The sequence below is a fragment of the Chromobacterium sp. ASV23 genome, from assembly GCF_016428945.1.
GTDB lineage: Bacteria > Pseudomonadota > Gammaproteobacteria > Burkholderiales > Chromobacteriaceae > Chromobacterium > Chromobacterium sinusclupearum.
Map to the genome: position 1 here is coordinate 1 of NZ_JAELTR010000084.1, position 12,344 is coordinate 12,344.

The window sequence follows — 12,344 nt, forward strand, 5'->3', positions numbered from 1 at the left end:
CCCCCCCCCCCCCCCCCCCCCCCCCCCCCCCCCCCCCCCCCCCCCCCCCCCCCCTTTTGAGTCTCGTGGGCTCGGAGATGTGTATAAGAGACAGAGCGGCTGGCCGCCGCCGTCCCGGCATCGCCCGCCCCAGCGGCGGCGCAGGCCGCGACCGCCGCGCCGGCTGCCGCGCCCGTGGACAAGAACGAGCTGATCCGCAAAGCGATGGAGCGCGCCAAGCAGCAGGCGCCGGTGGCCGCCACCGCCTCCTCCGATAAGATGGCGGTGATCCGCGCCGCGATGGAACGCGCCGCCGCGATGAAAGCGGCGCAACAGGAAGCCGATAAGGATAAAGAGTGAACGCCGCCAAACGCCTGGAAATCTTCCGACGCCTGCGCGAGGCCACCCCGCACCCGACCACCGAGCTGGAATACAACACGCCGTTCGAGTTGCTGATCTCGGTGCTGTTGTCGGCGCAGGCAACCGACGTTGGCGTCAACAAGGCCACGCGCCGGCTGTATCCGGTGGCCAATACCCCGGCCGCGATGCTGGCGCTGGGCGAAGAAGGCCTGGCCGAGTTCATCAAGACCATAGGCCTCTACAAGACCAAGGCCAAGAATGTGATCGCCACCTGCCGTATCCTGCTGGAAAAGCATGGCGGCGAGGTGCCGCAAACGCGCGAAGCGCTGGAAGCGCTGCCCGGCGTGGGCCGCAAGACGGCCAATGTGGTGCTCAACACCGCTTTTGGCCAGCCCACCATCGCGGTGGACACCCATATTTTCCGCGTTTCCAATCGCACCCGCATCGCGCCGGGCAAGGACGTGCGCGAGGTGGAAGACAAACTGCTCAAATTCGTGCCGGCCGAATTCAAACTGGACGCGCATCATTGGTTGATTCTGCATGGACGCTACATATGCAAGGCCCGCAAGCCGGAATGTCACCGCTGCGTCATCGCGGACCTCTGCGAATATCCAGCAAAACCGTTATGATAAAAATGGAGAGAGAAACTGGGCGCCCATGACAATAAGCGGATTGCAAAAACGCGTAGCCGCCCCCATTTACCTTCCCGCATCAGCCCAAAAGGATCGCCCGTGACCAACAGTCTCCGCATCATGGCCGGCGCCCTGCTCGCGGCGTCGTTACTGTCCGGCTGCGACAGGATCGAGCAGTTTGTAAAAGGCAGCAGCCAACCCGCTCCCGTTGCCATTCCCGCCCAGCAGGATGGCCGCGTGGCCATGCTATTGCCCGACTTCACCCAGCTGGTCACCCGCGACGGGCCGGCGGTGGTCAATATCCAGGCGGCGCGCGACGCTTCCGTCTCGACGCAGCCAAGCAGCCATCCTCAGCTCCCGGTTCCGGAAGACGACCCGCTGTATGACTTCTTCCGCCGCTTCATGCCGCCCTCCCCGCAGCAAGAGCAGCCGCAGGAAGACAGCGTGTCCTACGGTTCCGGCTTCATCATCAGCAGCGACGGCTATATCCTGACCAATGCCCACGTGGTGGCCGATGGCCGGCAGATTCGCGTCACCCTGACCGACAAGCGCGAGCTGCGCGCCAAGCTGGTGGGCCTGGACAAGCGCAGCGACGTGGCCTTGCTGAAAGTGGCGGCGGCGGACTTGCCCGTGGCCAAGATAGGCAACCCGTCCGACCTGAAGGTGGGCGAATGGGTAGCCGCCATCGGCGCGCCGTTCGGCTTCGACAACACCGTCACCGCCGGCATCGTCTCCGCCAAGGGCCGCAGCCTGCCCGACGAGACGCTGGTTCCGTTCATCCAGACCGATGTGGCGATCAATCCCGGCAACTCCGGCGGCCCGCTGTTCAATCTGCGCGGCGAGGTTGTCGGCATCAACTCGCAGATTTACAGCCGATCCGGCGGTTTCATGGGCATTTCCTTCGCCATCCCGATCGATCTGGCGATGCAAGTGGCCGACCAGCTGAAAACCAAGGGCAAAGTCAGCCGCGGCCAACTGGGCATCAATATCCAGGAAGTCACGCAGGAGCTGGCGCAATCGTTCGGCCTGCCGCGCCCATCCGGCGCGCTGGTGGTGCGAGTGGATCCGAAGGGACCGGCCGCCAAGGCCGGCCTGATGCCGGGCGACATCATCCTGAAGCTGAACACCCAAGTCATCGACAGCTCCAAAGACTTGCCGATGCTGGTGGGCGCGCTCGGCCCCGGCACCAAGATCAAGCTGGTCGTGTGGCGCAAGGGCTTCGAGAAGAGTCTGGAAGCCACCTTGGTGGAACAGGCGCCGGACACGGAAGGCAATGCCAAGCCAGCCAACGACAACACGCCGCAAGGCTATCAGTTCGGCAAGTTGGGCCTGACGCTGTCCGAGCTGACGGCTGAGCAGCGAGCCGACCTGGGCATCCGCGGCGGCCTGCTGATCCAGAAGGCGCAAGGACCGGCCGCCCGCTCCGGCCTGCAGCCCGGCGACATCATCATGGGCCTGAACCAGAACGACGTCACCAGCATCACCGCGTTCGAGAAAGCGCTGGCCAACTCCGGCGGCCACGCCGCGCTGCTGGTCAAACGCGGCGACGCCATGCTGTTCATCGCGCTGCGCACAGACTGATCGCGCAGCCATCGCCACGCTACGCCGTCCACTCTTTGAGTGGGCGGCGTTTTTCATTCCAGCCCCCTCCTGTGCCGAACAAAGCATCCCGCCGTCAAGGACGATCGCCGCATGTCTTCAAAGATTACGCGGCCCAGGACACGGCTCAAGCCCACGCCGGACTCAAAACCAGCGCGGAGACGCTGGCCGACAAACGGGCGCAATCGCTGACCGCCGGCTCCGCCATTCAATAATGCTTCAAGCGGCGGAACCACGGTTCCACCCTTTTGACGCTCTTCATGATTTTGAAGCCGCCGAGGGGACAATCGTTTTCATGGCCGAGGTTCCCCGGCCGCCAGGGAGGAGATATCAGCGTGCCCAACTATCCGTCCCGGGCTTGCAAAACTCGGGCTGACCATAGCTTGAAATGCCTCAGCGCAAGCCGGATAGTCAAGTCGCCTCGGGCGCACCCGTCTTGGCGGAGAAGCGTTCCCGGTATTGCGAGGGCGTGATGCCCAGCAGACGAAGGAAGACCCGGCGCAGATTCTGCTCCTCCTGCCACCCCGCCTGCGCCGCAACCGACTTCAACGGCAGCTTGCCGTCCTCCAGCATGCGGCAAGCCGCCTCCAGCCGCATTGCCTCCACCATCTTGGCCGGGGTGCGCCCCATTCTGGCGACGTAAACCCTGGCGAAGGTCCGCGGCGACATGCCGGCTTGCGCCGCCAGGCGCTGCACGCTGAGATCTTCGTCCAAGTGGGCAGCCACCCAGGCATGCAGATCTGCAAAATTGCCGCCATCCTTGGATTGCGCCGCCAGCGGCACGCTGAATTGCGACTGCCCGCCGGCTCGTTTGATGAACATCACCAGCTGCCTAGCCGTCTGCAGCGCCAACTGATGGCCACAATCCTCCTCAATCAGCGCTAGCGTCATATCAATGCCCGCGGTCACGCCAGCCGATGTCCATACTTTACCGTCCGGAATGAACAGATGAGCCGCATCCACTCGCACTTCGGGGAAGCGCCGCTGCAATTGCTCCGCCCAGGCCCAATGCGTGGTGGCGCGGCGGCCGGCCAAAACCCCCGCCTCAGCCAACAAGAAGGCTCCGGTGCAAACCGAGCACACCCGGCGCGCGTCCGGCGCATGCTGACGTATCCACTCGGCCAGCCGCGGACACGGTATGAATATCTCGCCGCGACAGCCTCCCGACACAATCAGCGTATCCAGCGCGGCATCCTTATATTCAGACAGCGCCAGGCTGCTCACCATCAGCCCAGCGCTGCTCGCCACCATACCGCCATCGACCGATGCCACGACGATGGCGTACGGCGGCGGCAATCCCCGCTCCTCGCACAGGCGATTGACGGTGAACAGGGCCTGCATCGGCCCGCTCAAGTCCAGCAGATTCATGCCGTCGTAGGCGAGAATCAGGACTCGCCGCGGAGAAGATGCCATAGGATCCATTCTTGTTCTCAAGCCCGGCCGGGCCGCGCATCACAACCCCTGCCAGGGATACTCCATGTCCAGCGCGACAAACCGCGCGCTATCCTTGCCAAAGCGCGCGACGATATCATTCAGCGATTGCTCCAGCGCCTGCACGGGCGATACGCCCTCGGGCAGCGGCAACACCAGGTCAGGCTCTTGGCCCTGCCCCGCTACCCGATCTGGCAGCAGCCATAAGCCGCCTCGGGTCCGCACTGCTGAAGCGGATTGTCCCAGCGCATATGCCTGGCTGCGCAGCGTCACGGAGTATGCTTCCGCCACCAGCGCCAGCGCGACCTCGTCCACGCCCGTCGCCACCGGGATGCCCACCTGTCGGGTTCGGTGAAACAACATGTCTGCAATTCCAGACGCGTAATCGCCGGCGCCGATATGAAAGACATCACTATTATGCCTGGCGCTCCATTCCGCCACGCCAAGCTCTTCGGCCTGCCGCGCGGCGGCATCACGCCCACCTATCGCCTCCACCAAGGCCAACGATACCGGCAGCGCCGCGCTGATGCCAGCGCTGGTAACGATGCGCCCATCCACCTGGTAGCGGGTGTTTTTCACCCACGCGGTATCGGGAAAATGCTCCCGCCGCGCCTTTTCGGTGCTGAAGTGCCCAGTTGCGCGCCGCCCATGCAGCAGGCCGGCATTGGCCAGCACGATGGAACCATTGCAAATGCCGATCAGAGTGGCTCCCTTGCCCTCTTGCGCCGCCAGCCAGCCCAGCAGGGCCGGGTTGCGCTGCTGGGCCATGTCTACCGCCGGCACGAACACATAGTCCGCGCCTTGCGGATAGCGGCCATCAAACTGAGCCAGGGTACTGTCTGGCCGAATCGTCAACGGGGGCAGCTTCATCGGCCCTGCCGACACGGCAAGCGCCACCACATCAGCCAATCCCGAGCGGGCCAATATCCCATAAGGCACCGCATAATCCGGCAACACCGTGCCTTCATTGACCCCCACCACGGCCACAACGGGGCGAGTTCGCCCAAAGCGCGGCGCATAAGGCGCGATAGTTTCCGCCACCGATGCTGTCGACGCCAAGGGCGGCGCTCCTGCAGCCCAGCCCGTAGCACACGACAACAACAAGATCATCGCCACCATCAATCGTCCCAGACATCCACGCATGACTCGCTCCTCACAATGACGGCCACTCGCCTGAGCGGCCATTCGCGCCGTCCGGCGAGGACAGCTGAGCCATTTTGCAAAGCGCCGAAGCTGGCGTAAATGACAATCAACCTTCATTTTCTGCCATGCGCCGCAAAAAAAAGGCGAAACCCGCAGGTTTCGCCTTTTGCCATTCATGATTCGATGCGAACTCAGGCTGGATTGTGCAGCAGCGAATTGCGGCGCGAGTAGCCGAAGTACACCACCAGGCCGATAGCCAGCCAGGCGGCGAAGCAGGCCCAGGTCAGCAGCGACAGCTGAGTCATCAGGAAGCCGCAGAACAGGATGGCCAAGCCTGGGATCAACGGCACGGCCGGGCAGACGAACTTGCGCGGCAGGTCCGGTTCGCGTTTGCGCAGCACGATGACCGACAGGGCGATCAGGGTGAAGGCGGCCAGGGTGCCGATGTTCACCAGCTCGGCCAGCGTGTGCAGCGGCACCAGGCCGGCGATCAGCGCGATCACGGTGCCGATCAGCCAGGTGGCCTTGTACGGCGTGCCGTACTTCGGGTTCACTTCGGAGAAAATCTTGGGCAGCAGGCCGTCGCGGCTCATGGCGAACAGGATGCGCGTCTGGCCGTAGGTCATCACCAGGATCACGGTCATCATGCCCAGGATGGCGCCCAGATCGACGAAACCGGCGAACCAGTCAAGCTTGGCCACCTGCAGCGCCAGCGATACCGGGTGGTCCACGCCGGCAAACTGCAGATAAGGCACGATGCCGGTCATGATGGCGGCCACCACCACGTACAGCAGCGAGCACACCGCCAGCGACCAGATCACGCCGCGCGGAATATCCTTGGCCGGGTTCTTCACTTCCTCGGCCGCGCAGGTCACGGCGTCAAAGCCGATGAAGCTGAAGAACACGATGGCCGCGCCATGGAACACGCCGGAGAAACCGAACGGCAGCGCCGGCTGCCAGTTGACCGGCTTGACATGCCATACGCCGATGGCGATGAACAGCAACACCACGCCCACCTTGATCAGCACCACCACATTGTTGACCCGCTTGGATTCCTTGATGCCGAAAGCCAGCAGCGCGGTGATCAGCATCGCGATACAGAAGGCCGGCAGATTGAACAGCGTGTCCTTGCCCGGCACCGAGCCGGCTGCGGCGGTCAGCGCCTGCGGCAGCGTCACGCCAAAACCGGACAGCAGGCTCTGGAAATAGCCGGACCAGCCAACCGACACGGCGGAGGACGCCAGCAGGTATTCCAGCAGCAGGTCCCAGCCTATGATCCAGGCAATCAGCTCGCCCAGCGTGGCGTAGGCATAAGTGTAGGTGGAGCCGGAAATCGGCAGCATGGAGGCGAATTCGGCATAGCACAGCGCGGCAAAGCCGCAGGCAAAGGCGCTGATGACGAAGGACAGCACCAGGCCGGGGCCGGCGATGGTGGCGCCAGTGCCGGTCAGCACGAAAATGCCGGTGCCGATGATGGCGCCGATGCCCAACATGGTAAGGTCAAACGCGGAGAGCTCTTTTCGCAGCCCGCGCGAAGTCTGAGCGGTGGCCAGCATGCCCTGGACGCTCTTCTTGCGCATCAAACTCATTGTCTACTATCCCGTATTTTGGCCGGCACCGGTCGGCGCGCACGCAAAGCGTGCCGCGCTGAAACGACGAGACGCCCGCTGTCCAGGCGGGCGCCTCATGCTCGGATTAGGCTGTAAAGTGATCTGATTTGTCCCTCCGCCGCTGGCCTGTCTATGCGCAGGCCATGTCAACGAAGGGTTTCGATACTACAGCAGGGGCCTATCGCCACAATACGGGAAAACAGCAATGGCTAGAATCCAGCCATTCAGCATTCATTAAACTTTTATTACTCAGGAAGCGACATCCGGTCCAGCAGACGGCGCGCCGCCGCCTCCAGCCGCTCGCGCGAACTGTCTCCGCTTCCCAGGCGTTCGCGCCCGCTCCACACCACGGCGCCGTCCGCCGAGCGCACCGCCAGGTTCAGCACCGGCCAGGTTTCCAGGCGATAAGGCGGATCGCGCCAATAGCCGTCGTAGCGCCAGTCTGTAGGCTGCGTCACCCATTGCTGGTCCTGGCTTTCGGTGAAACACAGACGCCACGGGCCCCGCGGGTTCTCTTCCAGTCCGCGCAAGGCCAAGCGGGTCGCCACCCAATCGCGCCAACCGCCCACCGCGTCGCCGGACGGCAGGCACTCCAAGCGGACGCCATTCGCCATGGCCGACGCGGGCGCGGCCACACCATCAGCCGAAGCCAAGCCCGCGCACAGACACGCGGCAAGCATGCCACCAAGCAGAAGCCACCTCATACCCTCTCCCAACACGAAACCCTATCGGCTTCAGACTGCCGCAAAAACGCAAAGTGCCGCAACTTTCGCCGCGGCACTGCAAAAACTTCAGGATGCCGACAAACTCACCACCAGGCTTCGATCTGCACGCCCACCGTCGTAGCGTGGGTGCGGCCGCCCACGGCAAAGCCGCTCAGATTGGCCTGCGCCGCCGCGTCGTTCCAGGTGAAATGGCTGGCGTACACCCGCAGCTCGGGACGGGTCCAGAAGTCGGTATTCGGCGAAAAAGCCACCGCCAGCGTCGCCTTGTTCAGCCGCTGCAGCGGCTGATTGTCCGTGTCGCGGCTGTTCAGGCCGATCTCGGTCAGCAGCTTGACGTTGGCCGCCACGCCGTAGGACAAGCGCCCGCCCAGCGTGGCGTCGCGGTATTTGGCGGCATTGTCCGGCGCCACCGCCTGCCAGCCCAGCACCGCCTGGCCGCCGAAGCGCCCGCGCTGCCAGTCCAGCACATCGGCGATGCGGTTCTGCCGCGCGCCGGCCTGGGCCGCGCCATTATTGTCCAGGTTGTAGAACTGGCCAGACAGCGAGGCATGGCCGGTTGAGGTTTGCAGAAACAGCGAGTTATTGAGGCCGGCAGCCAGAAAATCCTTCTGATTGTGCAACAGCCCCAGCGCCGCGCCGGGCTTGCCGATGGCGAAATCGCCGCCTATCGCCGCGCCGGTCAGCGTCAGTTTGCCGCCGGGATTGGTTGCTATGCCGCTCAGTTGGAAGTTGGCGCGGCGCGCGTTGTTGAGCGAGGCGTTGTCGTTGGCGTAGCTGCCGGACGAGGAAACGGACAGGTTGAGCCTGGCCTGGCCCACGGCGATGCCATCCACCCCTGCGCCGTAGTTGTCGCCGTCCTGCATCAGCCAGTTGTCCAAAATATGGATGTCCTGGATGCGGTGGTAACGCTGGCCGGCCCACAAGGTCAGGTTGGGCGCGAATTCCAGCCCGCTGATGTAGCCGTACACCTGGGACGCGCTGGTCTTGCCGTTGTAGATGGTGGGCATCACGTAGGTGCCCCAGCTCACGCCGTTGCCCAGCGTCCATTTCTTGCCGACGCCGAACTCGATATAGGTATCGCCCTCGTTGCCCAGGCGGTAATGCTGCAAGTCGCCGCCCAGCTGGTATTGGCCCTTGGGCCGATTGTCGCCAGCGCTGCCGTAGAAGCCGCTGCGCAGATAACCGTCAAACTGGAAACCCATGTCGTCCAGCGCCTTCTTCACCGCGCCGCTCAGTTGCTCTGCGCTGATCTGCGGCGCCGGCGCGTCGTCGGCCCGCGCCTGGATATGCCAGGCCAGCGGCAGCAAGATCCATAACCAATTGATCGTTTTCGTCCTCATTATCGTCTCCTTGTGTGGATGAAGGCCCGCGCGCGGGCAAAGCGCCGCCCTGCCGGCCTGATGGCTGGCATGGCGGGGCAAGGCTTTAGGAAAGCGTTACGGGGAAGCCGGCGGCGTCGCGCGGTACAGCAGCGAATGCCAGGGCCTGAGCTGGCCGGCGGCCTGCGGCGGATAGTTGGACAGCAAGAGCTGCAGCGTCCATCCCTCCGGCACCGCACCCTGCGGCGGCAGGTAATGGATGTTGTCGGCGCCGAAGTGGCTGATCACCAGCAGCATTTCGTCAGCGCAACGGCGGGTGTAAACCCACAGGGAGGGATGATCCGGCGTCAGGCAGCGGTAATCGCCCTCGGCGAACACGCGATACTGTTTGCGCAGCTGGATCAGCCGGCGGTAGTGATGCACGGCGGAATTGGGGTCGCCGATGGCGGTGGCGACGTTGACGCTGCCGGCATCCGGCGCCACCGCTATCCAGGGTTCGGCCGCGCCGAAGCCGGCGTGCGGGCCGTCGTCCCATTGCATGGGCGTGCGGGCGTTGTCGCGCGAGCGCTGGCATATCACCGCCATCGCCTCGCCGTCGCTCAAACCCTCTTCCAGCAGCTGTCGATAGGCGTTGAGGCTTTCCACGTCGCGCAGCTGGCCGATATCGGCAAAACCGGGGTCCGCCATGCCGATCTCCTCGCCCTGATAGATATAGGGCGTGCCCTGCAGGCCATGCAGCGCGGTGGCCAGCATCTTGGCGGACTCGGTCCGATAGCGACTATCGTCGCCGAAGCGCGATAAGGCGCGCGGCTGGTCATGATTGCACCAGAACAGCGCGTTCCAGCCGCCGCCGGCGTGCATGCCGGTTTGCCAGGCGGACAGAATGCGCTTGAGCGCGATGAAGTCCACCTGGCCCGGCCGCCATTTTTGCCCATCCGGATAATCGACTTTCAAATGGTGGAAGTTGAAAGTCATGCTCAGCTCGCCCCGCTCCGGCCGGCTGTAGGCGATGCAGTGCTCCAGCGAGGTGGACGACATCTCGCCCACCGTCAGCAAGTCATGCCCGGCAAACACTTCGCGGTGCATCTGTTGCAGGTATTCATGCACGCGCGGGCCGTCGGTGTAGAAATGGCGGCCGTCGCTATCGTCCTCGGAAAAGGCCGGGTCTTTTGAGATCAGGTTGATCACGTCCAGGCGGAATCCAGCCACGCCCTTGTCGCGCCAGAAGCGCATCATCTCGAACACCGCCTGCCGCACGGCCGGGTTGTCCCAGTTCAGATCGGCCTGGGTCTTGTCGAACAAATGCAGGTAGTACTGGCCGCTGGCGGGGTCTTTCTCCCAGGCGCTGCCGCCAAACTTGGACTGCCAGTTGTTCGGCGCGTCGCGCCAGATGTAGAAGTCGCGGTAGGGATTGTCCCTGCCCTTCAGCGCCTCTTGGAACCAGGCATGTTCAGTGGAGGTGTGGTTGACCACGATGTCCAGCATCACGCCGATGCCGCGGCGCTTGGCCTCCGCCAACAGCAGCTCGAAGTCTTCCATGCTGCCGTAGGCCGGGTCGATGCTGTAGTAGTCGCTGACATCGTAGCCGTTGTCGTTTTGCGGCGAGCGGTAAAACGGCGTCAGCCATACATAATCGACGCCCAGCCAGGCCAGATAGTCCAGCCGGTCCACCACGCCCAGGAGGTCGCCCGTGGCCTGGTTGCGGTGGCTGCAAAAACTCTTGGGGTAGATCTGGTAAACCACCGCCCGCTTCATGTCCTTAGCCATTTTGCGCGGCCTCCTGCGCCATGCCCACAGCGCGCTGGCGCCGCGCCAGCAGCCAGGTCACGCCAAACGGCACAATTAAGGCAACCAGCGTGCCGGCCAAGAACAGCGGGATGTACTGCGGAATGATGGAAATGAAGGCCGGCAAACCGCCCACGCCGATGGCCGACGCCTTGACATGGCCCAGGCTGATCAGCACCGCCGCGCAGGCGGAGCCGGCCAGCGCCGCGTAGAACGGCAGCTTGTAGCGCAGATTGACGCCGAACATCGCCGGCTCGGTGATGCCGAAGAAGGCCGATATCGCCGAGGTGGACGCCATGTTCTTGTCGTTGGCGCTCCTGGCCAGCCAGAACATGGCCAGCGCGGCGCTGCCCTGGGCGATATTGGACAGCGCGATCATCGGCCAGATGAAGGTGCCGCCCTGGCTGGAAATCAGCTGCAGATCCACCGCGATGAACATGTGGTGCATGCCGGTCAGCACCAGCGGCGCGTACAGCGCGCCGAACAATGCCGCGCCCAGCCACGGCGCCAGGTTGAACACGTAGACCAAGCCATCGGTCACGGCGATGCCGAGGTGACGCGCCAAGGGACCGATCACCGCCAGCGCCAAAAAGCCGCTGACCACGATGGTGACGATGGGCACCGCCAAGAGCTGGATCGCATTGGGCACCCGGGGCCGCAGCCACAGCTCGACGCGGCACATCACCCACGTCGCCGCCAGGATGGGCAGAATCTGGCCCTGATAGCCCACTTTCTCGATGCGCAGGCCAAACAGGTCAAAATACGGCACCGCCGCGCCGTCCAGCCCCGCCGCCGCCTTGCCGTAATTCCAGGCATTGAGCAGATCCGGGTGCACCAGCAAGAGTCCGAGCACGATGCCGAGGATCTCGCTGCCGCCAAAGCGCTTGGCCGCCGACCAGCCCACCAGCGCCGGCAGGAAGACAAAAGAGGTGTTGGCCATCATATTGATCAGCCCCCACAAGCCATCCAGCCCAGGGTAGGCATCGAGCAGGCTCCTGCCCTCGATGAACATGCCCTTGGCGCCCAGCAGGTTATTGGCGCCCATCAGTAGGCCGGCAATGACGATGGCCGGCAATATCGGCATGAACACGTCCGAGAACACCTTGACCAGCTGCTGCAGCCGGTTCTGCTTGGCGTCGCCGCTGGCCTTGACGTCGGCGATGGTGGCGCGCGCCACGCCGCCCTGCTTCACCAGCTCCGCATAGACGCGATCCACATCGCCGGAGCCGATCACAATCTGGAACACCCCGGCATTGCTGAAATGCCCTTTGACCAGACCCACCTGGCGCAACGCCTCCCCCTGCACCAGCGTATCGTCGCGCAATGAAATGCGCAGCCGGGTAAGGCAGTGCGCGGCCTGCCGGATATTGGCCGCGCCGCCGATGTTTTGCAGTATCTGCGCGGCAATCGCTTGATAGTTGTGACTCATCATCCCTCCCTGTCCCTGGTTGCTACGGCGGACGCGCACCCGGCAACGATGCCGCAAATCCGCCCTATGGTGTTGATTGTCCTCATAACAACTGGATGCACGTTAACTCGTACATACAAGTTGGTCAACACTCGTATGTACGAGTTTGCGGAATATCAAACGGGATGCCGCCATTACGCAACAAAGGCTGTCTCTTATACACATCTCCGAGCCCACGAGACTCGGAAAAGGGGGGGGGGGGGGGGGGGGGGGGGGGGGGGGGGGGGGGGGGGGGGGGGGGGGGGGGGGGGGGGGGGGGGGGGGGGGGGGGGGGGGGGGGGGGGGGGGGGGGG

10 protein-coding genes and 1 pseudogene are annotated in these 12,344 nt (G+C 64.1%); 3 read left to right on the forward strand and 8 right to left on the reverse strand.

Features of this window, described 5'->3' with window-relative positions; genetic code table 11:
- Positions 1–182: pseudogene (locus tag JHD59_RS20485) on the reverse strand (P-type conjugative transfer protein TrbL); the annotation flags it as partial.
- Between JHD59_RS20485 and JHD59_RS20490 the strand changes: the two are divergent.
- The 3 genes from JHD59_RS20490 (at position 175) to JHD59_RS20500 (ending at position 2,552) form a co-directional block, all read left to right on the forward strand.
- Positions 175–339, forward strand: a complete 165-nt coding sequence (locus JHD59_RS20490) for a hypothetical protein (RefSeq protein WP_199155590.1) — start codon at positions 175–177, stop codon at positions 337–339. The pseudogene JHD59_RS20485 and the gene JHD59_RS20490 overlap by 8 nt on opposite strands.
- Positions 336–968, forward strand: a complete 633-nt coding sequence (gene nth / locus JHD59_RS20495) for an endonuclease III (RefSeq protein ID WP_199155591.1) — start codon at positions 336–338, stop codon at positions 966–968. Before JHD59_RS20490 ends, nth begins: the two co-directional genes overlap by 4 nt.
- A gap of 123 nt (positions 969–1,091) precedes the next feature.
- Complete coding sequence (locus JHD59_RS20500) at positions 1,092–2,552, forward strand: DegQ family serine endoprotease (RefSeq protein ID WP_199155605.1); 1,461 nt, start codon at positions 1,092–1,094, stop codon at positions 2,550–2,552.
- 429 nt (positions 2,553–2,981) lie between these two features.
- Here JHD59_RS20500 and JHD59_RS20505 read toward each other — a convergent pair whose 3' ends face one another.
- The 7 genes from JHD59_RS20505 to treP all read right to left on the reverse strand — a co-directional run bounded on the left by JHD59_RS20505 (position 2,982) and on the right by treP (position 12,012).
- Complete coding sequence (locus JHD59_RS20505; RefSeq protein WP_199155592.1) at positions 2,982–3,983, reverse strand: GlxA family transcriptional regulator; 1,002 nt, start codon at positions 3,981–3,983, stop codon at positions 2,982–2,984.
- A 39-nt stretch (positions 3,984–4,022) separates the two neighbouring features.
- Entirely contained in the window at positions 4,023–5,144 is a 1,122-nt protein-coding gene (locus JHD59_RS20510; RefSeq protein WP_199155593.1) for a DJ-1/PfpI family protein, read from the reverse strand.
- Between the two features lie 191 nt (positions 5,145–5,335).
- A complete protein-coding gene (locus JHD59_RS20515; protein ID WP_199155594.1) occupies positions 5,336–6,733 on the reverse strand; it encodes an amino acid permease in 1,398 nt (465 codons plus the stop codon).
- A 266-nt stretch (positions 6,734–6,999) separates the two neighbouring features.
- On the reverse strand, positions 7,000–7,458 hold the full coding sequence (locus JHD59_RS20520; protein WP_199155596.1) for a hypothetical protein: 459 nt from the start codon (positions 7,456–7,458) through the stop codon (positions 7,000–7,002).
- 104 nt (positions 7,459–7,562) lie between these two features.
- Positions 7,563–8,819 carry a carbohydrate porin gene (locus tag JHD59_RS20525; protein ID WP_199155597.1) on the reverse strand — a complete coding sequence of 419 codons (1,257 nt, stop codon included), beginning with the start codon at positions 8,817–8,819 and terminating at the stop codon, positions 7,563–7,565.
- A gap of 96 nt (positions 8,820–8,915) precedes the next feature.
- Positions 8,916–10,565 carry an alpha,alpha-phosphotrehalase gene (gene treC / locus JHD59_RS20530; protein WP_199155598.1) on the reverse strand — a complete coding sequence of 550 codons (1,650 nt, stop codon included), beginning with the start codon at positions 10,563–10,565 and terminating at the stop codon, positions 8,916–8,918.
- Positions 10,558–12,012, reverse strand: coding sequence for a PTS system trehalose-specific EIIBC component (treP, locus tag JHD59_RS20535; RefSeq protein ID WP_199155603.1), 1,455 nt, complete (start codon positions 12,010–12,012; stop codon positions 10,558–10,560). Before treP ends, treC begins: the two co-directional genes overlap by 8 nt.
- Between the last annotated feature and the right edge of the window lie 332 nt (positions 12,013–12,344).